Origin of the sequence: Pseudarcicella hirudinis (genome assembly GCF_900115665.1) — a bacterium.
GTDB lineage: Bacteria > Bacteroidota > Bacteroidia > Cytophagales > Spirosomataceae > Pseudarcicella > Pseudarcicella hirudinis.
Genome location: NZ_FOXH01000001.1, coordinates 212,999 through 239,106, shown reverse-complemented (window position 1 = coordinate 239,106; position 26,108 = coordinate 212,999). Strand labels below are relative to the sequence as shown.

Here is a 26,108-nt window from a genome sequence, read left to right as displayed (position 1 = left end):
CCATAACCAGAATTAAAATGAAAAGACATTCATTAATTCTACTACTGCTGGCAGTGATTGGTGCTGCTGCCTGCCAAAATGCAGAAACGGTTGCTCCCCGTCCCGCAAATGAAACCAAATCCTCTGTAAAAGGGGATTCGTTAAAATTGAAGGTAATGGAAGACGTTCCTCAGGACCCTCCGATTCTACCTTCTACCGGCGGGCCTCCCAAATAGGCTCCCGTAAGGTCTAAATTGAGTGTAAAAAGCTACCTCATCCCTCAAGCCTGAGGTAGCTTTTATTTTTAAGCCTGAAGGCTTGAAATATCTGACATGAAAGCATGGGATGAAAAACTCATTTAACTTTTATCCTTGCTTTCCAAATATTGTAATTTTTTTCCGCATTAGAACTAAAAAACAGTGTATTATCATTGCCCCAACACGGATCACCCTCATCTGTTTCTCCCTGGGTAATCTGAATAAGATCTGTTCCATCTGCTTTCATGACATAAATATGCTTATTTTCCTTCTTGGGATTTTCTCTGTTACTGGCAAAAGCGATATATCGGCCATCCTTTGAAAAAGCTCCGTCTCTGTTGTTATAATCTCCGGTCGTCAGCTGGGTTTTTTCTCCCGTTCTCAGATTCATCGTAAATACCTGTATCAGTTTGCCAACCTTCATATTATAAATGATTTTGTTATTATCCGCCGGATTTAAACTTAAATGGCTTCCTTCTCCTAGAACCGAATAATTTCCTCCTTTCATATCCATGGAACAGATCATCCTGCTTCCGCTCATAAGTGTGGTAAAAAGGATTTTACTTCCGTCTTTGGTAACCACTGGCTCAGCGTCATCTTCACCCATGGCACCTGCTGATATGTAAAATAAGCCATTTCCATTAATATCCGATCTCACAATTACAGGTTTTTCCGGTTTAATATAACTAAAAATAATGCCGGAATTATCAGGCATCCAGGTAGGATAAGCCGCATTATTTACCAAAGGATTGGTGATAGGCTTTCCTATTTCTTTTTTAACAATTCTCATCTTTTTATTAGTCTTTTGCTCAAGCTTGCCGTTGGTAATATTGAGAGAATATGATATTTCCAGCGCATTGTATAGTAAAAATTTACCATCCGGGCTAATCCTCGGAAATAATTCCTGAGTGGGGTCACTGGTTTCCCGGGTGAGGTTTTCAGCATTGCCGGTAGTTCCAGGCACCGAAGGAATCTGAGCTGACACCGAGAGACAGGCCAGCATTACCCCTTTAAAAAGGAGAATAAAGCAAAGTTTTTTCATGGTATAAATTTGATAATCAGACATAAATTAAAACAACTGTTAATTTTCAGGTAAAAATTGCTGCGCCTTTTACAGGCTATTTGATTTAAAATAATAGGGTAGAACCAGCACACGAATACAGCCTCATTTCAAGTGTAGTTTTATTTGCCGATTCCGATACCTAATCTTAAACCTGCATAATAAAGTGGTTCATTAAGGCTTCTGAATTGCTCGGCATTAATTACCTGAAAACGGGCAGAAATGTCAATTACGGTTGGTAGCTTATAAATTTCACACCCTATACTTCCGCCATATCCGATTTTACTGACCGAGGTCGAGCTTGTCTTATTTCCGTTTGGATTGACCACAATACCATCTTTATAGGATGACGAGGCCGTAATGATATTAAAAGAAGCCTCAGGCATGAGGTAAAAGCCTTTCATCAGGTACAATTTGATACCAGCCTGAATCGGAATTACCTGAAATTTATCCTGCGTAGCATATTGAACCACTTTAGTATTGGTAGTAATGTCAGTCGTAACATAATTACGTTTTACCTGCCAGACATTATACCCCGCTCCCAAACTCAGCGCAATGCCTTTCGTAACATGAAGATCGGCTCTGAGGCTTCCGCCAAAACCTTGCTGTAAGCCAATACTGTCGGAGGTAGAAACCCATTTTTTACTGAGAGGCTCCAACACATAGCTGGCTTCGGCACCTACACCAATAACAAACCGCGGAATATCCAGTAACTGCCTGGGTTTTCCTTTCCCGCTTTGTCCTGCAATTTCCTGGTCGAACGTGATCTTTTTTCTGTTCTGTTTCTTTACCACCGGATCAGATTTGGGTTTATCCTTATTCTTTTCTTTTTTAGCCGAAGGAGGTTTAACCGAAGCTGTCATATCCACTATTCTTCCATCAGCATATTCTATTTTTGCCACATCCGCCCCGGAAATAAAGTAGATCGTTTCTTCTTTATCATCAGGGTTTTTATATTCTATTTTACCCGGACTGGCATTTACAATTTTACCTTCCACTATACCGCCATCCTTTCTGATTATTCTGTCAGACATTACTTTTGGAGCGGCAGGCTTCGTTATTTCAGCCACCTTTTCTTCTTCTTTTTTTACTTCCACCACCGGTATTTCTTTGGACGCAGCAGACTTGGAGGTTTCGGTTGTTTTTACTCCATCCTTTTGTTTCTGTTTATTTGAAGCCACTTTTGAGGCCGCTGGTAAAGTCAGTTCTTCTACTTTTCCGTTGGCATATACTATTCGCCGGACATCTTTCCTGGCAATATGCTTCACCGGAGCTTTTGCATTTCCGGATATTTTATACAGGATTTCAGTCTCGGAAATTTCCTCAATCTTTCCTTCAATAATTGTCTTATCGGTCCGGTAGATCCTATCGGTTTTCACCTGAGCAAAAGCAGTACGATCTGACAACCAAAATGTTATCAGGATAATCAGTAAGGTTTTCTTCATATTTTTAGTTATTTAATTATTTTCTCTACTCTTTTCTTCAGTTTACTGTTTTCAAATAATTGTCCTGAGATGCCCAGACGCATTTCCCTGATAGTCAGCTTATTCATATTTGCAGCTCTTTCAAAATATTTGTCTGATTCGGGCATATTTCCTTCAAAAAAGTGATAAACGCCTAGTCCGAATAAAGCCTCCGGATCGGCAGACTGTAGTTTAAGTACTGCTTCAAATTCCTGTTTAGCCTCAGCAGTTTTACCGTTGAGGAGATAAATAAACCCAAACTCTTTTTTCGAAGCATCGGTGAGATTACCTGAAACGATCTTTTCATATGATTGGAAATCCGCTAATGCCAATGAATATTGATTAACCTTACTGTAGCAAAAAGCTCTTTGGTGAAAAGCTTCAGCCCGTTTCTGAATCCATTCTTCTCTTTTAAGGGCTGCGGAATATTCATTTACCGCTATTTCAAATTTCTTCCTCTTTCTGTAAGCCTCTCCGTTGTAAAAATGACCTTGTCCCGGATCAAAACCCAGTTCAATCGCCTTGTTAAAATCATCATTGGCTTTTGAATAATCATCTTTTTCCAGATAGGTCAGACCTCTCAGGAAATATCCATCAGAGTACCTTCGGTTGAATCGCAGGCATTCTTCAAAATCAGCAAGAGCTTTCAGGTAATTTTTTTGCTTAAAATAGGCATTTGCCCTCTTCCCGTAAACCAGTGATAATCCGTTATAATTCTCGGATTTTCTTATCCACTCTCCTGCCAGAGCCTTTGAATATGCTTCAATTGCAAGTGAATACTGCATCAGTTCAGTATGTGCATCTCCCTGATTAACAGGAGCCTGATAAATGGATGAAGATAATTCAAAAGCTTTTTCAAAATCAGAAATGCTTTCCTCCTGCTCATCATCTGAAAAAGCTGACAAGCCACGATAATAGTAAGCCCAGGCCTGTGAAGGATCTGCTTCAATAGCTTTGGAAAGCGCTTTACGGGCTTCTGAAAACCGATCTGACTCTTTAAAAGCAAGCCCTTGCCAAAACCATGCTTCATAATGATTTACCCAAAACATGGTAGCTATCCTGAATTGGTTGATCGCTATTTCATATTGCTTCAAATCATAATAACTTTTCCCCTCTTTGAAATAATTGTTAGCAAGGCTTAAAATGGCAGTATTCTGGTCGGCACTGGCCCCGACTCGCTGTAACTGCTGAAAGTCATTTATGGCATAGTTATATAATTTCAGCTTTTCATAGTTAAGTCCCCGGTAAAAAAGCACATTTGCCATGTTATAATTCAGATTTAATACCCTGGTGAATGCTTCTGCCGCCTCTTTAGCTTTCCCCCAATAATGAAGCATGAGGGCTTTTTCATAAGCTATTACAGCATTTTGAGGCTCAATCGTTAATACTTTATTCAGGAATTCAACTCCTTTTGTACTGTCTCTGATGCCAAAATATGATCTGGCCAGATCAATTAATGCAATGGTATTATTCTCATCAAATGTCAGATAAACCTTCAGGTCTGCAATTGATTCCGTATAAAGTTTCCGCTGGTAATTCAGCAATGCCCGATAGCGAAAAGCCTCCGCATTATTCGGATCGGTAGCAACAGCTTCCTTAAAGTTTTTTTCCGCCTGTCCAGACTTATTTTGTTTGGCAAGTGCTCTTGCTTTCCAGGTCAGAAAGTCAGAGAAAAGCGGCAATTTTGAATCGTCAATTTTCTTTTTCCCATTTCTTAATTTATCAATTTCTCTTTCGCATTCCTCCACCGCTTTATCAGCATTTCCCTCAATAATTTTTGCTTCAATGAATGATAAAACCCTGATTCTGAGATTTAAATTTTCTATTTTTCTAAGTAAAGAATCCTGATCCGGTTTTTGTTCATAAGCCTTTGCATACCAGTTCTTAGCCTCCGCGTACCGGTGAAGTCTTTCGGCATTTCTACCCTTCAGGGCAAATTCAAGGCTCATCCTTTCGGGTTTTGTCCTTAATTCTTCCTCCAATTGAGCAATTCTTCTCAGTTGTCTTGCAATATGTCTTGATTCAATATTGGGCCAAAAAGTTTTTACCTGTTCATATAATTTGCGGGCTTCTTCAAGATCTTCCTGTCCAAACGCAATATCGGCCTTATTCAAAATTTCTTTGACAATCTTTTCTTTGGCTTCCTGATCTATTTTAAATTCATCCGTCAGCCTTTTTATTTCCTTATCGAGAAGTTCCTGTATTTCCGGCTGAGACAATTCCGCTCCGACAGATTCTCCGGTTGTTTTCGTTTGAATATCGGGCCATAACTTTACATCATTCAGCCGTTCTTCCTGTTCATTTTGCGGCAAAACGTAGTTACCTATACGAACTATATAAACCAGCCACTTCTTACCTGCTTTATCAGCCCGAAACTCCATAGTTCTCTGATGAGAGGTATAACCGGATTTAGTCTGACGGTGCCTGCTTCCAAATTCACAATCAAAATCAATTTTAACATAAATGTATTCAGCCGTTCTTTTAACATTCGACATTCTGAGGTTCCTGAAAACGACAGAGCTTTCTTCTGTTTTCTCATAAAACAAATCAAAATCCCGAAGGTATCTATCGATTGATTTCTTAACGGCCCGACCGTTTAGAAGAGTTGCTTCCAGATCATCTTCAACGGTTATGTTCTTATTATAAAAAAGCTTATTAATGGGTCCGTTATAGCTGTGGGTTATCAGGTCTTCTGTAGATTTTCCATCAATTTCTTTGTAAGACAAGACATTCAGAAGGTCTCTGTATTCTTCTAAAAGTTGATTTGCCTGAAAAATAATCTGAGAGCCGTCTTTTACATATACAGGTATATTCTCCTTATCCTGCTGCGCTTTCAGGGATAAGGAAGAAATTAAAATAAGGCTTCCAATTATTACAGATACTTTCATTGTGTTACTTTCAGCGCTAATACGGCCTGTTTATAAAAATCCTTCTCCTCTTTATCGGCAGGCTGCAGCTGAGTGATCAGCCAGCCCGATTGCCTTGTCATTCTTTTAAAATTCTGAACGGAAAAGATCCAGCCCTCAATCTGGAGAAAATGGTAGGTAATTTCCTGCACATAATTAAATCTTATTTTCCCGGAAAGGATCGCTTCGATAATCGGTTGATTTTTAAGTGTCAGAAAGCCTTCATCCAGGTAACTTTCGATATTTATTTTATCCTCAAGTGCATCTTCCAGTTCTGTAAAATCCATCACATGGCTATAAGGATTAAGTCCCTTCCGGGTATCTCCTCCTGTCATTCGGACAGTACTTTTATTTTGTTTTGCTATACCGTATTCACTTGCACCGGCTATGACCCATTTGCTTCCACCGTTTGCAGTTCTCAAAACCTTCAGAACTAAGGTAATGTACTTATTACGAGCCCCATCCTGAAATAAACATTGCGCCTGAGCATACCAGTTTTTCTGAAAAAAGTTAAGAAACTGAGGATTTAAACTATCACAAACAGATGCTGCAAAAGCCGTTTTTAAAGAATCTTTGACAAAACTTTTCTTTTCAAACAAAGCCTTCAGCATTCTGATCCGGTCAGATTTAATAACGCCTGGTCTGCTTACATCCAGGTATTTCCGAAGAAGCGTGGACTCAGAATCATTAAATCTTTCCATAAATTCATCAATGGTTTTCACCTGGAAAGCAAACCTTTCTTCTGCCTGCCGATCGTAAATAACAGACTTATCTTCAATCCTTTGACGCTCTATCCGGGCTTGTGCATGACCGTAACTGACTGTAAACGCCCAAAATATCAAAATAAAGATTTTCATTCTCATCAGGATTTATTCAATCACCCTCATCTGGTCAAAAGTCTGTCCGGAAGTTTTTCCTGAAACCCTGATTTGCTCAATGGCAATGGGTTGTCGCATCAGTTTATTCCGGATCAGGAAATTTTTGATCCTGAATCGCTTGCTTCCGCTTTTATCGAGGCTGAAAACATCTACAAACGTTTCACTTTCAAACATGGCTAAAGCCGCTTCATAAGCACGGTTTGTTATGAGAATGTCCCCCCCGGAAACCATTATTTTCAGGTTATTTTTTAACAGGCGAAGTCTTTCTTTCACTTCAGGATTACCCTCTCCGCCTATAATAGTGGTATTAATTACCTCTGCCTGATTCTCCGGCTTTTTCTTTCCTTTGAGTTCTATGGGCTGCCTAACCGGATCGGGTACTTTTTTCTGAGAATTTCCTGGTATGGCTGTAGCTGTTGTTTTTTGAGTTTTCTCGGGATTCAGGCCAAAAAGCACAAGGGCCTTAAATTTCCCGGAAGAAGCACATGCCAGTTCATCCATTTTTTTTCTCAATTCTTCCGGATCCTTAAAAACCTGGTACTTTTTCTGTCCGGGCAACTCTATTGAAATGCGGGCATCAGTCTTGCTTTCCAGCACAAAAATTTCAGCAGAACTTTCAGGCAATTCTTTGAGATAGTTATCCGGATTAACGGGAGGCTGTACAAAGAGTTTCCTAAGCACAGCACTCCTCCAAAATCCGTCAATCTGAGGTTTGAGCAGTAACGTAATCTTACTTTTGTCAAACGATGGCGGTATTATCAATGCAGGAAAAAGATTATATTCCTGATTATTCCCGATTTTACGCAAGGTCCCTACCGGTAAAATTTCAGTATCCATACAGCCTCCATTTCCCTTATATTCTAATAATACTTTAAACACATCCGGCAGATGTGCGGTCGAGTCTTTTGATAATGGTGCATTTACTAAAATTGTAACCGGATAAGTATTCAGCATCTTCTTATCAAAAGCATTTAACATCTGTTCCTGTTGCGTTCTGAGTTCCGGAGTAAAGGGAACTATTTTCAGGGAAGCGGCATTTCCTTCTCCGGAAGAATTTCCGATACAATTCTCCATGAACAAAGAAATCAATAAGATGAGAGCACATTGTATTTTCATAGATCTATTTGTTGAGAATATCCAGCTGAATCCTTACACCTTCCTGAGCCAATGTCCGTCTTTGGTCGGCGTTGTGCTGACGATCGATCATTCTTCTCAATTCCTCATCAAGGAAAATCCCAAGCGTTTCAAGGTAATATTTACCGTCTTTTTCATCTTTATACAAGGAATGTGAACCTTCTTTAACAGGAATCAGCTCAACATTGGCAGTAATCGGTCTTGGATTTTTCTTATCCCTTAAAGAATTATCATCCAACAGTTTGTCTTCCGGCAAATAAATATACTTTCGTTCTTCTTTATGAATTCTGTAATGAAAATAAGAGGTGTAGAACACATAACCAGTACAAAATATATGCAACCAGGAAGCTACAAAATAACAGAAGAAGACCAATATCGAATAGGCATCATAATTTAAACCAAAGGGAATAAGATAGATTTTATAAACAATATAAAACCAGTAGAATTTAAATAACCCTGAAAAAAGTATGATTGTATACCAGAACCATGACCACCATTTCAGGTTGCTGATACTCCTGTTAATCTGATCTCTTTTCTGCTTCGTTTCCTCTATAAACAGTTTGTTTTTCAGAAGGCAGATTTTGCCATGATAAATATGAGAAATGACCGCCAGAATAATATCAACAACTATTGCTGCCAGAATCGCCATCAGACTTACGCCATACACCGAAGCGATTTTAGTAGCTGCTCCTTCCAAAATAATGATTAAGGCAAATCCGGCAAGCAGCAGTGAATAATTCACTGACTGAAATAATCCAGGCATTGTTGCACTCTGAATATTGGCTTCTTTTTTCAGTGTGAATAACCAAAAGTTTTTCACTGACGGCCCCGGCATAAATTCCGGGTATTCTCTTTTGAATTCTTTGAAGAATATAAACATAATCTCAGGTCGTTTTGCGTGAATATTATCCTTTTGTTTCCACTACCCCAACATCGTATAGGAAGACGTCCCACCATAAACTCGTGGTACCACTAATCATCTCTTCAGAAACTTTAACCACAACGGTATGATTTTTAACAGTTTTGTCCTGATAAACTATCCTTCCGTCACGATAACCTGTAAAGGCCTGTTCAAAAGAAACAATGCCGTAATACAAGCCATTGGCTGCTTTTCTGAGCTTGCCTACATATTGAATATTAGAATATGACACCTCAACATTATCATACTTTAAAAGCTTGATTCGTTTGAGGTATTCACGGATCAGGTATTTCTTTTTTTCAGGACGACTGATACTACTTACTTCAACCCTGGCTTTATCGTCGAGGAAAAGCTCTATGGTCTTCTCAATGATTTTATTAGATTCATTAAAATCTGTTTCCTTGTTGGCCAGTATGGTAATTACGTTGGTAAATTCCCTGACCTTTGCCATTGCTTTCTCACTGTAATCTTCGAATTTAACCATCCCCAGTTCCCCCATGTCAATATCAGACATGTTATTCTGTATCGGAGCCAACACCGTTTTTTCGCTGTTTTCTTTATCAGCCTGGCTGATTGCAGGGTTTTTCATACCTGTTTCATGGCTTTTCAGCTTCGTCAGAATTTCTGCCACTTTCTCGGGATCAGCGATGAGTTTATGATGACCATCTTTGTATAAAACAGCCAGCACTTCCGACAAAACAATACTCTTACTTTCTCCGGATTGTGAAATATAGATTAACGGATCAATATCCTGATCTATTGTAACTTTCAGCATGTCAGAATTAGTAATAATCTGATCATACTGAGGTGAAGGAGCATTTAGTGTTATATTAAAATGTTCAGTAATACTTGTCGGATCAACGGCACCGTCAGTCAATTCAGCACTCGTCAGATAAGAGCCTTTTTCAGAAATAATCAGCAATGTTGTCTCCGTTTTTACCGAATAATTCGGTCCTTCCGGATTATCCGGCCTTTTATATTTGATTTTCTCGGGACTAACTTCCTGAATTTTACATGCCAGACTGGTATGATCTTTCAGGTAAATAACGTCCTGCCCCCAAACTGACGGAACTATATATAGGTTCATCAATATAAATTTCAATAAGTTCTGTTTTGTTATTTTTTTCATCGGATTTCAGATCAATTGATTTAAGATTTATGGCTTTTTCAAAGTATTTATCCTGGTAAGGGCAAAGGTGTCCTCTTTATCCGGAAATGCTCCGGACAGGAAATTATGTTCTGACTGTTTCACTATTTACCGGAAGATTATGCCAGTTTGATGACATATGGCATCCAGAATTTCTTACCATTCGGAAGGCTTACCTGTAAGTACAATAATTTACTGAAAGTCGGTAAACTGCCGGCACTTGCTTCGAACGTCAGGGTATAGTATTCTGCATTCCCTCTTAATAAATTTCCCAGTGTTCCGAAATAACTGATAAGCTGTTTAGCATCTTTCGCCCACATGAAACTACCTCCGGTATTGAGAGCCATGTTATTAAGTACATCAAAGCCAACATCTGTGCTCAGACCTACCGTATAGACCGGCACTTTTTTTTGAAGAGATAATGATTCTACGGCAGACTGACTGGAGCCTCCGTTATTCTGTCCGTCTGTAAACAAAATAACAACTTTATTTTGGGCTTTAGCATTTGCAGCAGTGTAATTAATTGCCCAGGCTGTTGATGTAAATAAAGGCGTATTTCCTTTAAGAATTGTATTCTTAAGTGAATCTAATGCCGGATAAAAAGTTGTTCCTTTAGCATTAAACCCTCCGTGTAAATGCACATTTCCACTCAATGAAGGATAAAGCTGACCTGTAGTAAAACTTCCTAATGCTACTTTATCATTATTTCCCATAGATTCAAGAAAAATCTGGCTTGACCTGATTCTCAGATTGTCCGGATCTGTATCATCCGTACTTCCGCTTTGATCCAGTAAGAGGAATGCATTGTAATCACCTTTTACGGGAGTTCTGTTGCCCCCTTTGATATCAAGTAACCTAAAAGAAAGCGAATATTTTCTTCCGGTTGTATCTTCCATCATCGTGAAATTTTGCGCTCCTAATCCACTCGCATAATTTCCGGCGCCATCTACTACATGCACATCTATCGTGAAAGTAGCTGTTTGTCCGGATCTGGAAGGAGTGCCAACTCTGATAATAGCCCCGGAAGCTTCTCCTGCGATCGGTACTTCAATAATACGCTCACAACTTTGCAGTATAGCCAATATTGTGATGATAAAGGCAGACCGGTAAATTAATTGTCTCATCATATCAGTTGTTAAAAATAGAATTAAAACACCCTGATAGTACCACTACAATTTTATTGGTTACATAAAGATTAATATTTTTTTAGTTTGTTTTAAACTTCAGTTGTTTGCTGTACACAACTCGCCCGGTGTTATCCTTAAAATAACCTCTCAGATAATAGCTGGTACCGGATTTCAGTGAGTCTAGCGGGAATTGTCTGTTCAAACCGATCGGAGAGCCATAAGGGTTAGTTTTTATCACATTTCTGTCTAATACTTTAATTCTTGCATATTTATCAAGGGTTGGAAACTGAAAATCAGTTGAAAGAAGAAATCCGTTTTCAAAAACAAGCCCTTCCGGGTTATTTCGCATGCTAAGAACATGATTCAGGTCTATCCCGGAATCTGAGGCAGAAGTAACAATATTGAAGAAAATTTCCTCCTTACATTTATTCTGAAGCAGATTCTTAACAGTTTCCAGGTCTTCACTACCGGGAGCATTTTTAGTATTTAACTTTGAAACGTCCTCATTCAGTATTGACCCAGGAACTTCAGATACCTGTAAGCCTAGGACTTTTCCGGTGAGAAACAGGATAACCCCCTTGAAGGTAGCCTTGTCCCAGTGATAGTTTTCATTAAGTACGAATTTCACAAAAGGCTGGGTGTCTGAAAGACGGATAATGCTTAAAACATCTCCGGTTTTAAACTTTAACAATCCGGCATTTTTCTGTTTACCGGAAAACAGGTTTTCAGCGGAAAACTCAATGGCAAAATCTTTTTTTTCGTTAATTCCGGCCTGTGCAAAATACAACTTTGTAATTTCAGGCTGCCAGCTTTCAAAGGCTTCTGCTATAGCTTCGTCCTGTTCTTTTAAGGTAAAATTCCCGGAATAATTAGTAATTCCGAACTTAATAAAGCAGGATTTCAGTGAACTTTGAATTTCTTCATCTTTCACAATACTATAATAAGAGAAACTATCTCCGGTTTTTAACTCTTCTACGCAGGCGAATACCAAAAACAAAGAAATTATCGCAACAATACTGGCTATCAAATACTTCATTCTTTTTTTATTAAAAACTTAGGTAAAATTCCAAGTGTAAAGTCAAGCCCCAGCAACCAGAAACCCGCTGAGTAATTTTGATTTACAAGCTGCTCACTTTCAAATTTAAGTGGCTGGTATCCTCCATTTAAAGATACCCTCCAATGATTCCAGGTACTTCCTGTCAGTTTTCTGTGCAAATACTCATAACCCAGGCCAAAATTAATTCCTGCCGACGGTTTCATCGTAACACCAAGTGTATTCCCCCCTCCTACGGAGAAATTCTGATATTTAAAATTTAAAGGATACATCAGCGAGGGGCCTACAGAAAGAATCAGACCTCTGGTATTATTATCTCTGACGTCAGAAATCAGTTTAAAGGCAATTCTGGGTTGAATATAGATTGAGGAACTGTTAAACCGTTCAATAGCAGATGCCTCATCTTTATAAGTATCAAACTGAAGTGTCTGAAGAGCATATTTAAAATCTATCTCATAACCAAGTTTTCGGGTATAACTATATCTCCCCAGTCGTAGCCCTGCAAACCCGATTCCGGCATTTGTGGCGTTAACTGACTCATTTCCTGAAACCAGATGAGGCTTAATAAAATCCAATCCTCCCAGCAATGACAATCTTGAAAAGGATCTGACTGATAAAATCTGCTTAAGTTCTTCCAGTTTTTGTGCCACATCTGCTGAGTCTTCCGGATAAACCAGATTAGAATAAATGGCAATTGATTGCTTAAAATATGAATCAGCTTTCAGGTATTGTTCCTTATTCAGAAAATGCTCTCCTATCCTCTTCAGAGAATCTCCGGTAATTTTCTCTCTTGCTCTTTTAGCAATCTGCCCCATTTGTTCAATCTCTTTTTTAGACAAAATGGTATAGGTTGAATCGATATACTCTGAAGCAAAACTTCTTATGTTCTTTTTAAAATTCATTACCTGCTCCCAATTCCCGGAAGCCATTAACTTACTGATGAAATATTGTCTTCTTTTACAACCCGGATGAGAATCTGACTCCTTACACTTTGCAGGTTCAAGCTCTTCAATGGACGGGAAAATCTGTAATAAATTCTTCGGATCAAATTGTCTGGCAATGGCTTTATTACTCTGATTTTTTTCGTAAAACTTCCGGAGAAACCAAATAGCAAAACCATCAGCTGTCAGTTCCTCAAGGTGTTTTTCACTGATAGTCATTTTTTTCTTGTCACGGTTATCCTGCTCTTCTCTGTAATAACTTTTGTTCAATTTTTTCAGATAATTATCGTAAGACTCATCATAGGGAAGCGTGCTGTGATAGTGATCAGAAACGATATGACCTAATTCATGAGCCAATACAAACAAAGTATTCAGCTCATTTTTCAGATCTATTTTATTGATAAACTGTTCATCATAAAGGATCATTAAAGGGTTCCCGTTAATCTTTTCCTTTTCGCATTTTTTTGCCAGAGCTCCATAGCCGGATACACAGTTCACGCTAAAAACATTCACTTCCAGTCTGATAAACTGAGGCAACCCTCTGGCTCTGAGGGCTTCGTTATAAATAGGTAAAAATATCTTGTTTACCCATTTATCTATTTTTTCCTTCGTAGCATCTTTCAGGGGAAAAAAGCTCTTATCCGGATTTCTGTTATTCAGTACATCCTCACATTCACATTTTGTGTTCTGACAAAATGCCGAAAAGTTAGTTATCAGAATTATTGCTATCAGGCCGTAAATTTTCTTCATTTTTATGAGGGACTAACTTTTCCCAATCATGGGTTTTATTGATAAAAAAGACTTGGTTATCCATTTTCAGGATAAACTTTTTATGTGACCAGCTATAAAATAATATCGCTCCTTTCGCAAAATCTTTAGTCAGGTCAGGAACTCTGAAAATGATTTCTGTAGGACTGGATAGAGAGTCCGGGTAAAAAAACTGATACATGATATCTTTTCCCTCATACTTTTCAGCCCGCCAGTTTAATGGTACTTTCGCCTCAACGGATCCATCTCCCTCAAATGCTCCTTTCCCGGTATTAGTGTTACCTTCAATATAACTCATTTGTCCGGTAACCAGCTCAGAACCACTTTCATAAAACCTTACATACCAATACATTAAACCTCCAAAACAAACCATCAATACCAGCATAACTAATACCGGTTGTTTTTTATTCGTCAGCATTTTCAAAACAATTCCCTTATTTTCACCTTCATGACGGGCGCTCCCCATCGGCTGAATATTAACAGCAGCTTTTATTTCATTTTCTGTAACCTCTTCCAGCCAGTCTTCCAGATTGGTCCACAGTTGAAAATCTCTTAAAAATGCTTCATCGGTTTTAAGTCTCTGATAAAAAAGTAATTCTGCTTCAGGACTAAGTTGTCCATGAAGAAACTTTTCTATTTCCTCAAAATTTCCGTCATTATTCGTTTTACTCATTTCTTTCCGGGTTTTTTACAAATGAAATCAATCAAATTCCGTCCTCTGTTCCCATACCAGTTGCTCTCAGGATCATCTACCTGAAGATTCATCCATTGAACCAGAGCTTTCTTACAGTCCTGCCTTTGCTGCGCTTCAGAAGCTTTATTTCCATAATCAGGGTCGGGGCTTTTTTTTAGCCAATCCGGAATATTATCAAATGTGGCAGCCATAACAATTATGGTAAACCTGCCTGGTCTTCCTGTCAAAAGTAACTTCATGGCCTTTCCACCATGAACATCCTTTATAGCCTCCAGCCCTTCCTGAATAAATGCAAATATTTCTTCTCTCAGATTCTGACGACCGGAGTAATCTATTTCATCATCAATATTTACCTTACTTTTATTCGGGTTAATTTCTTTTTTGCCTTCTTTCAGCTGATTCCTTAAAATACCCAGCCAGAACTGAATTATTGTTGTTTTGAGAACTGTATCACTTTCTTTTAACTTATTGAGCAGGATTTCCAGCGATCTGGAAAAAATATCGGGAAATGTATCAATCGTCTTCATTTCCTTCTCAAATCTGCCAAGCTGGAGGCGAACATTAAACCCTATTTCTCCCTCAATTCTGGTTCTCGAATTTTTATTCTGAGAAAAACGAAGCATAAAAACTGCGAAGGAATCCGTCACAATATTCTTTAGCTTCCGGGTCCTGTTATGTTTAAGATTTCTTTCTCCCGAAAGAATTTTATACAGGTATATATTGAAAGTAAACTCATTAATCCAGTCATGGCTGAGTTTGGCTAATGCAAAAGGCTCTTCCTCAGGAGTTTCTGACAATTCATTTCGCAAATGTTTTTCAGATAAAAAATTCAGCAAAGCCTGATTAACCTTTCTGAGTTTTCTTTCCGTACTCAACAGAGTTCTGTCTTTATGCGAAAGAAAAACCTTAAAATCGTTGTACAGTTTTTCTTCGTAATAATCAATAAGTAAAAAGTCTTTCAATGATTTGAACACTTCATCTGGAATATAATTGCACCCAATTACGGTGAGCAAAAAATCCTCAAAACTTTTGTTCACTGCACTACTTACTTCATCATTCCCGAATTGATCTTTTGCATATTTCGTCAATTTATGCGTAAATTCTGCCTTAAATTTATCAATAGCTTTTCTCCTGACTACTGAGTCTGTCCCCTGGTATGCCTGTATTACCTGCTGTAAGAGTAAATTTTCCTTCATATTTTCCTTTTTATTAAATATTCCCGGCATGAAATCAAAAGTTACTGCGTTGCAGCAAATCATTCACTCTTAGCTTTTCCGGTGAAAAACCTGACTCTTAGCAATATGGCTGAACTGATAAGCGCCAATGTAATCAATACAATCAGCCAGACAGGTAATCCGACCTTATCAGCAATCGGTTGATTACTTCCAGTAAGGATTAAATTCGCCCAGTAAAAAGGATGATCCAGATCCAGTCCAACGGAAGATTGGATAAAATCTACCTTTGCTTTTTGCAGGGCAATATCTTTCGGAAAACCCTTATTCAGGTATTCAAAAAACAACCCGCTGATGTAGGCACTTGAGCGGTCATGTGCCTTCCACTGTGCACCAACTACCGAACGACAGCCTGCTCTTGTAAAAGCATAGGTTAATGAAATAAGCCCTTCATTTGCCTCAAACTGACCATTTGCACTATTGCATGAGCTTATTTCCAGTAATTTACAGTTCTGTAAGGGTAAAGAGAGAGATTCGTAAAAGCCCAGTTTCCATTTCTCTTTTTTCGAATCCGGATAAAAATATACATAGGAATTTGCCGGATCCGAAGGATCCATGTCTGAATGAACCACCAGATTCAGCAGGTTATTTTCTTTAATATTTTGAATAAATGCTTCTTTGGTAGCCATTTTATCGCTGATCCAGCGATGACTCATTTTTTTAATCTGCTCGGAAGTTCTCAGTGCTTTTAAGGTATCTCCCTCTGCTGTAATCCGCTGGTGGTTAAATGGTACCATCGTAAGCAATCGATTCTTCGAAGTAGTTTCATTTTCATGCCGCAGCACATAACTTAATCCGGAATAAACATAGGTAACAGCATAATGATTAACCAGGTAATCGTCTTTCTTCTTCCCTGTTTCCAATACCTCGAAAGGAAGGTAATTAAGCGCACCATCACGGCAAATTATTAAACGCTCAATTCCGGCCAGAAAATGTTCTATGGGTTTGATCAGGTAATTATACAGCCGGATTCCCTCCTTATTCCCGAGGTATCCCTGAAAAATAGGATTAGTATGTAATTTTGGAATTAAACCGGAAACTTCGTCATAGAATTCTTTTGAAACAGGTATTTTCCTGATTATAAACGACTTACTACTTAATCCCATGACGAGTAAATTCCCGGAATCGGTAAATGTATAGCTCAGATAGGCTGTTTCTTTACTTAGTAATGCCGTTAGTTCCTTCAATAAAAATGTCTTTTCTGTATTCCGGTAAATATTAAACGGAAGGTGTTTTGAAATAGTCGCTTTTATCTGATAAAGTCTCAATTCGCTGTCTGTCAAAAGCTTTTTCAGACTATCGGGTTTTTCCCTGCCGGCATTTTGCAGGATCATTTGCCTCAGTCCTGAATTGATAGCCATCTCTTTCTTTTCATTGGAAAGCAGATCACCTGGTATCTTTGGTTCTTCAGTTTTATAACGTTCAACAAAATCATTCAATGAAACCGCTTTGTTGCTTTCAATTAATTCAAATAAAATAGTAGCTTTTTCCCTCGAAGGACTTTTGATATACCATTGATAGGTCACTTCTATCGCTTCATGGAAAACAGTTGTATTCGACTGTGTAAAATACACTTTATCATCCTGAAAATCAATCTCTTTTCTGTAATTATCTGCAAGCATAACGGCCAGCTGAAAAGTCTTGACTGAAGACTTAAGCAATTCTTCATTATGTGTTTTTTCATACAGTTGAAAAAGTAGTTTTCCTTTAAATGCCAGTAATTGAAATAATGTCTGCTGTCCGAGGTTTATCTGCGACAGCTCCGGATTTTTTTTAGGATTCAAATCGTCAAAATTCAGGACTACAGCCATCAAACCCTGCTGAATAAAAGACAATGCCTCTGAAATTTGTCCGTTTTCTCCGGCATTTCTTGCTTTTCGGTCATAACATAAGGCAAGGTATCGGCCTTTTAATAATCCTTTGGATAATTGCGCATTAATGCCATTGGTTAAAAAAAGATTGCTTTGCTGATAGGATTTAGTTCTTGATTCACAAAGACCAATATGATACAGAAGTCTCGTTTCCAATTCACTGTCCTCTGAAATGGCTTTCTTTCTGAGGAGTTTTCTGTAGAATTTCAGGCTTTTCTTAAAGTAAAATGCTGCGCTGGTATTTTGTTTAAGCCTTAACGAGTTCCAGCCCATAGATGAAAGTATATAAACCTGTTGAATATCTTCGGGTAAACCGAGTCTTTCAATCTGCTTATACAGGGTAAGGGCTTTCTCAGAATTACCCATCAGATCATAACTGTTGGCAAGATTATTCAGTAAAATCGGCCTGTAACGCTTTAGTCTATACTGATCCACAATCTGAATAGCTTTATTGATGCAATTAACAGATTGGATAAAATTTGCTTTATCTCTGTAGAACACTCCCTGATTACCCCAATGTGCGCAGACATAGTCGGGAATCTTCTCTGTCAGCTCATGAGAAATACCCGATAATTCGTTGCCGCGCTGAAAAAAGAATACTGCGGAATCTTCACGATCCTGCTTTACATAATTTGCCGCAAGGAATGAATACACTTTAAATTTAGAGACAAAATGCGGAGAAGGGGATTTTTCAATCAGTTTTAAAACAATTCTTCCTTTTGTATTGGCTCCGGGAAGATCATTACTGCTGTAGAGTTTCTCTAGTTCATCGATTAAGGTTTCAAAGAATTTCTGCTCTTTTTTGTTATTTTGGATAAGGGTAGATTTGTTATCAGACTGACCAGGGGTTTCTGATAAAGGCACAATAAGCGAACAGATCAGTGCAAGATAAAATGCTTTTGTATAACAGAGAAAATCGTTTACCCGATATTTCATAAATTTCAAACCCGTATTATTTTGGTGGTATTAAATGGTTAGGAGTAAAACCTTTTCAAATCGAAGGCTCCTCAACAAAAATGTTCAAAAATACCCAAAAAAGCAATCGGGAAGCTGATGTTTCAACCTATTAAAATTTAATATTTCTCCCTGAAACATGAATACAAAAACAAACCTTAATTTATTGACCACCAGATTTTTGCACAATTCTCTCTTTTTAGTGCTTTATCTAAAATTCTGATGAAAATTTCTCAGACAAAACACTTCATGGCAAAATCTGCGGCTCATTCATATTTACCATTTGGTAACAAAAAAAACAGATTATTTATAATTTATCAGAATATCAAATTCACCGGCATTATCTCCCTTTTCATTATCATTGACATCGAGACTTAAATCCAGGTACTGATTTGCTCCTACCTTAAATTCACATTCCGATCCGCAGGGATGCCAGCTTTTTTCCTGATTAAGTTTGTACATCAATGCCCCGAAATTTAACTCCGGAACGATTTTGTATCCTGTCAGCGGAAAACCAAACAAACCATCTGCCCTGCCATCAGGTTTGCCATATTGCAGCCATTGCCCGAACCAGATTTGTCCGGAGGCTTTAATGACAACCGTTCCCTCCTTTTCAATTTTCAGGCATTTATTTACCAGCGTATTTAACTTAAAAGATATGGGTAAAAAATTGCAATCCAGATCACGACATGAACTGGAATATAGCTGATTATATGATAATGAATCTTTAAGAGAAAGTGTTTTTATCTTATCATTCAGATACGGATTCATGATTGAGCTGGCATTGTCGGAGGTACCCATTCCTAAAAAAAGGCCAGCATGATAAGCAATGGCACGGCTAAGACTTTCCTTCGTCCAGGGATAAGTGTTATCAATTGAAATGATAAATTGTTTGCCGGCAAATTTACCGGAGGTAAGATTAGCAATTCCAATCGGGAATAAGCCGCCGCCTGAAAAGACCCGATCCCCTCCTATTTCTGATGGTTCAACAAATTTTATCAGTATTTCTGCCTTTTCAGGCACACTATAATTCAAAAAAAGTACATTTTTATTGGCTTTCTGCCAGACAGAAAACGCATCAGAAACAGCACTTAACTGAACTTTATCACTCAAACCGATAAAATTATTCCCCTGAGCATAGCGGATTAAACAGGCATCTGTCGCTTTTCTTGGAATATCATTCCTCACTCCGCTGATTGATTTGCTTAAAATGACGGGAGGCAGTTCCGTTTTACATTCAGTCAGGATCGCAACCGAAAGAACAGGTACAAAAGACATTATCCGGAAAAATGCTTTGCTTTTCATAGCAATCGGGTTAGGATTCAATCAAAGTTATAACATTATATAAAAATGTACTATCGATACGCCTGGGATTATTCATGGGTTCAATAGTACATTCATCACTCTTCTAAATCAATTTTCACCTTGGAAAATTATCTTTAAGCTCTTCTGCAAACCAGAAGAGCCGGTCATTTCCTGAATGCTATTGCCCCAACTTAAAAGTCAGGCCTAATCCGAATTGAGAACCATCCACTGTAAGAGCATAACCTTTAGACAAACCGAAACGAACTTCAGCATGTGCTCCTATCTTATCATTAAACATATATCCGCCACCTATTTGTCCGAGAATACCGATGTCCTTAAGACCTTCTGCGAAATATTTACCAATTGAAACCCCTCCGTAGATATTCACATTATCCTCTAATCCCATTAATTGTGCAAAATGATAATTTGCCCGTCCGTTCAATCCGAACTCACTGCTTCCGGTTCCTGAAGCCAATTCTACCTGACCTCCGACACTGATGTTATTGGCCACACCATACATCAGATTCGCTTTGAAAACCGTAAAGCCGCTTGGCAGATAAAGGCCTGCATCTACAGTTCTTGTCCCGGCAGACATATACTGGGCTTTAGAAGCCTGCGAGGTCAATGAGATAACAACAGCCACAAACAATACTTTGAGTAAGAAGATTTTTTTCATGAATTTTTGAATTTAAATTAAAAAATATGTTTAGGTAATCCGTTAGTTTGCCAGCCTTTCAAAATGCCGGAGTTTATTTGTTTGTTTTTACAACTATATTCCCCGCGGCAGGCGGCAGGTTACATAAAAAATAAATATTTCCTGCGTTTTTTTCACAAAATCCTCTTTCAGGCAGCTAACACACTCTTTATTAAGCCTTTCTATATTTTTTGCATCTGATATTTTAATTTAAATATCCTCCCTCTCAAAATTTTGCATGACTATGAGAGGTACTTTTAGTCCGATAATAAGGATTTTACACGTAAGTTTGTAAAAGGAAGCGGAAGGCTAAATACCATTTTGGGTGAGAAATGGCCTGTATTCAGTTTCACCTGAAGTATAAACCAGCGAAAACATAGGAAAATCGTTAAAATCTAATGGTTTCTCTTTCAGGGATTTGAAGAATTTCAGAAAGCTCAGCAGGCATTTGCCTGATTTTTTTCCGAAAACCGGATTAAAGCAGGCTTTTCAAGCGCTGAATCAGATTCTTCTCATACCGGAAGAATAAATTATTTAATTCATTTTTATTAATTGCAACAATTTTCAACAGTACTTTTATACATATTCTAACCAATTCGATTATTAAATGGCACAATCTCTGGCTGAATTACGCATTCTTTCCGTTGACATAGGAGGATCCAATATAAAGGCTACCGTTCTGAACAATAAAGGAGAACTTCAGGTAGAATATCAGAAAACGCCTACTCCCTCGCCGGCCGATCCGGATAGTCTGATAAATGCTTTAAAAGGACTAATCAGGAATTTCCCTGAATTTGACAGGGTTTCTGTGGGTTTTCCGGGTTATGTGCGGAATGGTGTGGTAATGACTGCTCCTAATCTTGGAACACAGCTTTGGGCTAAAACTGATCTGGTGAAAAAACTGGAAAAAGCACTTGGCAAGCCGACAAGGGTTGTAAATGATGCAGATATGCAGGGTCTGGGGGTTGTTGACGGAAAAGGTTTTGAAATTGTGATTACCCTAGGAACAGGATTCGGGACAGCAGTGTTATTAAACGGACAGCTTCTTCCTCATCTTGAACTTGCTCATCATCCGGTTACTAAAAACAGTACCTACGATGATTATATCGGAGAAAAGGCATTAGAGAAAGAAGGGGCCGAAAAATGGAATAAACGTATGAAAAAGGTACTGGACTATCTCAAAACCGTTTTCAATTATGATACTTTGTACATTGGTGGAGGTAACTCCAACAAACTGAATTTTACCTTAGACAGTAATATAAAAATTGTCAGCAATAAGGATGGAATCAAAGGAGGAGTCAGGTTATGGACTAATGATGACAAATTATAGAAATTCTTAAAACAAGCGATATAAGGCTAACTAACATATCTCTCAATATGAAAATAGGAATAGCAGCTGACCATGGCGGATACGAACTGAAAGAAAACATCCATTCATATCTGGTATCTTTAGGCCATGAAGTGCAGGATTTCGGAGCTTTTGAGTTAAACAATCTGGATGACTATCCGGATTTTGTAGTACCATTGGCAAGAGCAATTGCAGACCAGACTGTAGAGAGAGGGATTGCTGTTTGTGGCAGCGGTGTTGGGGCTTCAGTGGCAGCCAATAAAATTTCAGGAGTCAGAGCGGCGCTGATCAATGATCATTTTTCAGCCCATCAGGGTGTAGAAGATGATGATCTCAATATGCTTTGCCTCGGCGGAAGAGTAACCGGAAGCATGGCAGCCAGAGAATTAATTACTGCTTTTCTGAATGCCCGCTTTACGGCAGAAGAAAGACATATGAGAAGGCTTGGAAAAGTCCGTCTCCTTGAACATGAAAACCTGAGAACTTAGTCTGCATCCCCGGCAGAGGGTTTTACCATACAGAACTGACACAGTTGTCTGATCCCCCGACAGGCTTCAGTAAAATTCTGACATAAATTAACTATCAAAAATCTTAAATTAAACTTTCATTCAATAATGAGCAATTCAGCGGATAAATACAATTTTGGCATGATTGGCCTTGGAACAATGGGTCGCAACCTTTTGCTTAATATGGCTGACCACGGAGTAGCCGGAGCAGGATATGACAAAGATGCCTCTAAAGGGGCTTTATTGGAAGAAGAAGGCAAGAACACCAAGGTGAAAGGATTTAGTGATGTAAAGGAATTTACAGCCAGTCTGACAAGTCCGAAAGCCATTATGATGCTTGTTCCTGCCGGAAAAATCGTTGATAGCGTAATCGAAGAACTATTACCATATTTAGATAAAGGTGACATCCTTATTGACGGAGGAAACTCTCATTTCACTGACACTAACCGCAGAGTTGAATACCTTGAAAGCAAAGGCTTCCATTTCTTTGGCATGGGTATTTCAGGCGGCGAAGAAGGTGCAAGAAGAGGCCCTAGTATGATGCCTGGTGGTGACAAAGAGGCTTATAATGTAATGAAACCTATTCTTGAATCAATTGCGGCAAAAGTAGAAGGTGCTCCCTGCGTAACTTATATCGGACCAGGTGCAGCAGGCCACTTTGTTAAAATGGTTCACAATGGTATCGAATATGGCTTAATGCAACTTCTTGCTGAAACCTATGAAGTGATGCAGAGAGGCCTGCAATTGAAAAATGAAGAAATTCACCAGGTTTTCATCAAATGGAATGAAGGCCGTCTGCAATCATTCCTGATGGAAGTAACCAGAGATATCTTTGGTTATATCGCTCCCGGAAGTGATCATTTATTACTTGATGACATCAAGGATGAAGCCAAGTCGAAAGGAACCGGAAAATGGACTTCACAGGTAGCTATGGACCTTATGGCTCCGATTCCTACAATCGATACTGCGGTTTCGATGCGTGATCTTTCAAAATATAAAAGTTTAAGAGAAAAAGCGGATCAGATTTATAACCAGAGTTCTTTGGCACTTGATGTTGACAAAGAGGCATTTCTGACCGAATTAGAGCAGGCTTTTTATTTTAGCATGGTACTTTCATATGCTCAGGGTCTTCATTTGTTATCTAAAGCATCTGAAGAATTTGGATACGACCTTAAACTCGATGAAATTGCTAAAATCTGGCGTGGCGGCTGTATCATCAGATCCGGCTTCCTGAACGAAATTTATAACGCTTTCCAGAAAGCACCTGCATTACCACATCTTTTACTGGATGAAGCAGTAGCAGCACTGATCAAAGAAAGCCTTCCGGGCATGAGATCGGTAGTATCTAAATCCACTGCTGTAGGAATTGCCATTCCGGCATATACAGCTTCACTAAGTTATTTTGATGCTTTCAAAAGCGGAAGAATGCCTTCTAACCTTGTACAGGCACAACGTGATTATTTCGGAGCTCATACTTACGAACTAATTGGTAAGGAAGGTGTGTTCCATACGCAGTGGGTGGAGAAAATCTAACAAACAATTCTTTAAATTTTACTGATTAAATTTTATAATCATGTATTCGACAATCAAATCGCAACCAACGATATTTATTATTTTCGGTGGTACAGGTGATCTCAATCAGAGAAAACTGGCCCCGGCTTTATACAATCTTTTCCTTGAAGGCTGGCTGCCAGAGCAGTTTTCAATTATTGGCACAGGACGTACCCCATTATCTGACGAGCAGTTTGCTGAAAAACTACTGGACGGAATCAATCAGTTTTCAAGAAGCGGGAAAGTACAGCAGGAAAAATGGGATGAGTTTTCAAAACACATCTTTTATCAGGTTTCAGATGCAAAAGATGCCAGTACTTATCAGGAATTCGGTAAGAGAATTGAAAATCACAATGCAGAATGGAACACTAAAGCAAACGTAATTTATTACCTGGCTGTTTCTCCGAACTTTTTCCCGATTATTGCCGAAAACATTAAGAAAAGTAAATTGGCAGATGATCCTGAAAAATCCAGAATTGTTATTGAAAAACCTTTCGGACATGATCTTGAATCTTCAAAAGAGCTTAACAAATTATTGGCAAGTATATTTGATGAGCATCAGATTTATCGGATCGACCATTATTTAGGGAAAGAGACTGTTCAGAATATCATGGCCTTCCGTTTTGCCAATTCTATTCTTGAGCCAATCTGGAATCGTAACTATATTGAGCACGTTCAGATTTCTGTAACAGAGCAATTAGGTGTAGGTGACCGCGGAGATTATTATGACGGCGCAGGTGCTATGCGTGATATGATCCAGAATCACCTGTTGCAGTTACTTTGTCTGGTAGCCATGGAATCTCCGGTAAGCTTTAATGCAGACGAAGTACGTGACCGTAAGGTAGATGTGCTGAAAGCGATGCGCAGATTCTCTCCTGACGATGTCCGTTTTTCTGCGGTAAGAGGTCAATATTCAAAAGGATGGATTGAAGGCAAGGAAGTTCCGGGATACAGAGAAGAATCAAAAGTAAATCCTGATTCCAATACTGAAACTTTTGCGGCTGTTAAATTCTTTGTTGACAACTGGCGCTGGCATGGTGTTCCGTTCTATGTAAGAACCGGAAAAAGAATGCACCAGTCATCTTCAATCATTACCATTCAGTTCAAAGATGTTCCTCACATGATTTTCCCTACGGAAGCTTCTGAGAGCTGGCAGCAAAACAGATTGATTATCAGTATTCAACCGGAAATGAGTATTCGTCTGCAGGTTCAGGCAAAACGTCCTGGTCTGGATATGGTGCTTAATACAGTTGATATGGTATTTGATTACAAAGGTACTTATACCAATCAGGCACCTGAAGCGTATGAAACACTTCTTTTGGATACAATGCTGGGGGATCAGACTTTGTTTATGAGAGGAGATCAGGTAGAAGCTGCCTGGGATCTGATTATGCCGATTCTGAGTACCTGGGAAGCTAAGAAAAGTTTAAGTTTCCCTAATTATTCAGCTGATTCATGGGGTCCGGAAGTAGCGGAAGCGCTTATCGCCCGTGACGGTTTTCACTGGTTTTCTTTACCATTGGCAGGGAAAAAATAATATCATATGAAAATTAACGTATTTAAATCTGCCGATGAAGTACTGAGCGGTCTGGCAGAATATTTTGTTGAAACAGCAAATCAGTCAATCAAAGGAAAGGGCAAATTTTCAGTTGCTCTTTCCGGAGGTTCTTCTCCAAAGAAGTTATATGAACTTCTTGCCTCAGATGCCTTTAAAAACCGGGTAGACTGGAACCATGTATATTTCTTCTTCGGAGATGAGCGCAATGTTCCGCATACGCATGCCGACAGTAATTACCTGATGGCTAAAACAGCTTTGTTTGCGCCTTTAAATATTCAGGAATCTCATGTTTTTCCGGTAGATACAGCACTTTCTCCTGAGGCCGCTGCTGAAAAATATACGCAGGAAATTCTGGCATTTTTTGGTTCAGAGGATTTGCGTTTTGATTTGGTATTACTTGGTCTGGGAGACAATTCTCATACGGCATCTCTGTTCCCTTATACGCCTGTATTACATGACAAAACGGCTTCGGTAAAATCAGTATTCCTGCAAGATCAGCAGGTTTTCAGAATTACCCTTACTGCACCCTTGATTAACAAGGCTTTCAATATTGCGTATCTGGTTTACGGAGAAGGAAAAGCAATTGCTGTTCATCATATTATTGAAGATGAAGAAGACATTGATAATTATCCTGCTCAGTTAATTATCCCGGAAGAAGGGGGTGATTTACAATGGTTTCTTGATGAACCGGCAGCTTCAGAATTAAGCCATAAATCTGCTTAAAAGAAGTATTTCATGTCTATAAAAAAGGTGGCTGTTTCT

Annotated in this window: 21 protein-coding genes; 6 read left to right on the top strand and 15 right to left on the bottom strand. The window is 38.7% G+C overall.

All coding sequences use genetic code 11. The features are described 5' to 3' along the window. Positions 1–17: 17 nt before the first annotated feature. Positions 18–215 (top strand): hypothetical protein, encoded by a 198-nt coding sequence (locus tag BM179_RS00805; protein ID WP_092010672.1) that lies wholly within the window; start codon positions 18–20, stop codon positions 213–215. A gap of 118 nt (positions 216–333) precedes the next feature. Here BM179_RS00805 and BM179_RS00800 read toward each other — a convergent pair whose 3' ends face one another. From BM179_RS00800 to BM179_RS00730, 15 genes are all read right to left on the bottom strand, one after another. Then, complete coding sequence (locus BM179_RS00800; RefSeq protein WP_092011954.1) at positions 334–1,278, bottom strand: TolB family protein; 945 nt, start codon at positions 1,276–1,278, stop codon at positions 334–336. A gap of 140 nt (positions 1,279–1,418) precedes the next feature. Continuing rightward, entirely contained in the window at positions 1,419–2,741 is a 1,323-nt protein-coding gene (locus BM179_RS00795) for a hypothetical protein (RefSeq protein ID WP_092010669.1), read from the bottom strand. A gap of 8 nt (positions 2,742–2,749) precedes the next feature. Continuing rightward, complete coding sequence (locus tag BM179_RS00790) at positions 2,750–5,647, bottom strand: tetratricopeptide repeat protein (RefSeq protein WP_092010666.1); 2,898 nt, start codon at positions 5,645–5,647, stop codon at positions 2,750–2,752. Further along, a complete protein-coding gene (locus tag BM179_RS00785) occupies positions 5,644–6,522 on the bottom strand; it encodes a hypothetical protein (protein ID WP_092010663.1) in 879 nt (292 codons plus the stop codon). Before BM179_RS00785 ends, BM179_RS00790 begins: the two co-directional genes overlap by 4 nt. 12 nt (positions 6,523–6,534) lie before the next feature. Then, entirely contained in the window at positions 6,535–7,659 is a 1,125-nt protein-coding gene (locus BM179_RS00780) for a hypothetical protein (protein WP_143095111.1), read from the bottom strand. A gap of 4 nt (positions 7,660–7,663) precedes the next feature. Then, positions 7,664–8,557, bottom strand: coding sequence for a hypothetical protein (locus BM179_RS00775; protein WP_092010657.1), 894 nt, complete (start codon positions 8,555–8,557; stop codon positions 7,664–7,666). A gap of 25 nt (positions 8,558–8,582) precedes the next feature. Continuing rightward, on the bottom strand, positions 8,583–9,683 hold the full coding sequence (locus BM179_RS00770; protein WP_143095110.1) for a hypothetical protein: 1,101 nt from the start codon (positions 9,681–9,683) through the stop codon (positions 8,583–8,585). A gap of 179 nt (positions 9,684–9,862) precedes the next feature. Beyond that, positions 9,863–10,870, bottom strand: a complete 1,008-nt coding sequence (locus BM179_RS00765) for a vWA domain-containing protein (protein WP_092010652.1) — start codon at positions 10,868–10,870, stop codon at positions 9,863–9,865. Between the two features lie 79 nt (positions 10,871–10,949). After that, a complete protein-coding gene (locus tag BM179_RS00760) occupies positions 10,950–11,906 on the bottom strand; it encodes a matrixin family metalloprotease (RefSeq protein WP_092010649.1) in 957 nt (318 codons plus the stop codon). Beyond that, positions 11,903–13,615 carry a hypothetical protein gene (locus tag BM179_RS00755; RefSeq protein WP_092010647.1) on the bottom strand — a complete coding sequence of 571 codons (1,713 nt, stop codon included), beginning with the start codon at positions 13,613–13,615 and terminating at the stop codon, positions 11,903–11,905. Before BM179_RS00755 ends, BM179_RS00760 begins: the two co-directional genes overlap by 4 nt. Next, on the bottom strand, positions 13,572–14,306 hold the full coding sequence (locus BM179_RS00750) for a hypothetical protein (protein WP_092010644.1): 735 nt from the start codon (positions 14,304–14,306) through the stop codon (positions 13,572–13,574). The genes BM179_RS00755 and BM179_RS00750 overlap by 44 nt, the downstream gene beginning before the upstream one ends. Continuing rightward, positions 14,303–15,523, bottom strand: coding sequence for a hypothetical protein (locus tag BM179_RS00745; RefSeq protein ID WP_143095109.1), 1,221 nt, complete (start codon positions 15,521–15,523; stop codon positions 14,303–14,305). The genes BM179_RS00750 and BM179_RS00745 overlap by 4 nt, the downstream gene beginning before the upstream one ends. Positions 15,524–15,582: 59 nt before the next feature. Continuing rightward, positions 15,583–18,366: a CHAT domain-containing protein gene (locus tag BM179_RS00740; RefSeq protein ID WP_092010638.1), complete on the bottom strand. Its 2,784-nt coding sequence runs from the start codon at positions 18,364–18,366 to the stop codon at positions 15,583–15,585. Between the two features lie 321 nt (positions 18,367–18,687). After that, positions 18,688–19,689: a matrixin family metalloprotease gene (locus BM179_RS00735; RefSeq protein ID WP_092010635.1), complete on the bottom strand. Its 1,002-nt coding sequence runs from the start codon at positions 19,687–19,689 to the stop codon at positions 18,688–18,690. A 178-nt stretch (positions 19,690–19,867) separates the two neighbouring features. Further along, entirely contained in the window at positions 19,868–20,365 is a 498-nt protein-coding gene (locus BM179_RS00730; protein WP_092010632.1) for a hypothetical protein, read from the bottom strand. A gap of 625 nt (positions 20,366–20,990) precedes the next feature. Between BM179_RS00730 and BM179_RS00725 the strand changes: the two genes are divergently transcribed. The 5 genes from BM179_RS00725 (at position 20,991) to pgl (ending at position 26,069) form a co-directional block, all read left to right on the top strand. Further along, positions 20,991–21,713, top strand: coding sequence for an ROK family protein (locus tag BM179_RS00725; RefSeq protein ID WP_092010629.1), 723 nt, complete (start codon positions 20,991–20,993; stop codon positions 21,711–21,713). A gap of 47 nt (positions 21,714–21,760) precedes the next feature. After that, the gene (locus BM179_RS00720; protein ID WP_092010626.1) at positions 21,761–22,219 is read left to right on the top strand and encodes an RpiB/LacA/LacB family sugar-phosphate isomerase; all 459 of its coding nucleotides are present in this window, start codon (positions 21,761–21,763) and stop codon (positions 22,217–22,219) included. A 126-nt stretch (positions 22,220–22,345) separates the two neighbouring features. Then, on the top strand, positions 22,346–23,770 hold the full coding sequence (gnd, locus tag BM179_RS00715) for an NADP-dependent phosphogluconate dehydrogenase (RefSeq protein ID WP_092010623.1): 1,425 nt from the start codon (positions 22,346–22,348) through the stop codon (positions 23,768–23,770). Positions 23,771–23,810: 40 nt separating this feature from the next. After that, a complete protein-coding gene (zwf, locus tag BM179_RS00710) occupies positions 23,811–25,325 on the top strand; it encodes a glucose-6-phosphate dehydrogenase (RefSeq protein ID WP_092010620.1) in 1,515 nt (504 codons plus the stop codon). Between the two features lie 6 nt (positions 25,326–25,331). Further along, entirely contained in the window at positions 25,332–26,069 is a 738-nt protein-coding gene (pgl, locus tag BM179_RS00705; protein ID WP_092010617.1) for a 6-phosphogluconolactonase, read from the top strand. Positions 26,070–26,108 lie beyond the last annotated feature (39 nt).

Bases quoted from the DNA above. Each gene is read 5' to 3' on its own strand.
- BM179_RS00745 (WP_143095109.1), bottom strand. From the start codon at position 15,523: ATGAAGGAAAATTTACTCTTACAGCAGGTAATACAGGCATACCAGGGG.
- BM179_RS00760 (WP_092010649.1), bottom strand. From the start codon at position 11,906: ATGAAGTATTTGATAGCCAGTATTGTTGCGATAATTTCTTTGTTTTTG.
- BM179_RS00740 (WP_092010638.1), bottom strand. From the start codon at position 18,366: ATGAAATATCGGGTAAACGATTTTCTCTGTTATACAAAAGCATTTTAT.
- BM179_RS00765 (WP_092010652.1), bottom strand. From the start codon at position 10,870: ATGATGAGACAATTAATTTACCGGTCTGCCTTTATCATCACAATATTG.
- BM179_RS00805 (WP_092010672.1), top strand. From the start codon at position 18: ATGAAAAGACATTCATTAATTCTACTACTGCTGGCAGTGATTGGTGCT.
- gnd (WP_092010623.1), top strand. From the start codon at position 22,346: ATGAGCAATTCAGCGGATAAATACAATTTTGGCATGATTGGCCTTGGA.
- zwf (WP_092010620.1), top strand. From the start codon at position 23,811: ATGTATTCGACAATCAAATCGCAACCAACGATATTTATTATTTTCGGT.
- BM179_RS00730 (WP_092010632.1), bottom strand. From the start codon at position 20,365: ATGAAAAAAATCTTCTTACTCAAAGTATTGTTTGTGGCTGTTGTTATC.
- BM179_RS00790 (WP_092010666.1), bottom strand. From the start codon at position 5,647: ATGAAAGTATCTGTAATAATTGGAAGCCTTATTTTAATTTCTTCCTTA.
- BM179_RS00775 (WP_092010657.1), bottom strand. From the start codon at position 8,557: ATGTTTATATTCTTCAAAGAATTCAAAAGAGAATACCCGGAATTTATG.
- BM179_RS00780 (WP_143095111.1), bottom strand. From the start codon at position 7,659: ATGAAAATACAATGTGCTCTCATCTTATTGATTTCTTTGTTCATGGAG.
- BM179_RS00735 (WP_092010635.1), bottom strand. From the start codon at position 19,689: ATGAAAAGCAAAGCATTTTTCCGGATAATGTCTTTTGTACCTGTTCTT.
- BM179_RS00770 (WP_143095110.1), bottom strand. From the start codon at position 9,683: ATGAACCTATATATAGTTCCGTCAGTTTGGGGGCAGGACGTTATTTAC.
- pgl (WP_092010617.1), top strand. From the start codon at position 25,332: ATGAAAATTAACGTATTTAAATCTGCCGATGAAGTACTGAGCGGTCTG.
- BM179_RS00795 (WP_092010669.1), bottom strand. From the start codon at position 2,741: ATGAAGAAAACCTTACTGATTATCCTGATAACATTTTGGTTGTCAGAT.
- BM179_RS00750 (WP_092010644.1), bottom strand. From the start codon at position 14,306: ATGAGTAAAACGAATAATGACGGAAATTTTGAGGAAATAGAAAAGTTT.
- BM179_RS00755 (WP_092010647.1), bottom strand. From the start codon at position 13,615: ATGAAGAAAATTTACGGCCTGATAGCAATAATTCTGATAACTAACTTT.
- BM179_RS00785 (WP_092010663.1), bottom strand. From the start codon at position 6,522: ATGAAAATCTTTATTTTGATATTTTGGGCGTTTACAGTCAGTTACGGT.
- BM179_RS00720 (WP_092010626.1), top strand. From the start codon at position 21,761: ATGAAAATAGGAATAGCAGCTGACCATGGCGGATACGAACTGAAAGAA.
- BM179_RS00800 (WP_092011954.1), bottom strand. From the start codon at position 1,278: ATGAAAAAACTTTGCTTTATTCTCCTTTTTAAAGGGGTAATGCTGGCC.
- BM179_RS00725 (WP_092010629.1), top strand. From the start codon at position 20,991: ATGGCACAATCTCTGGCTGAATTACGCATTCTTTCCGTTGACATAGGA.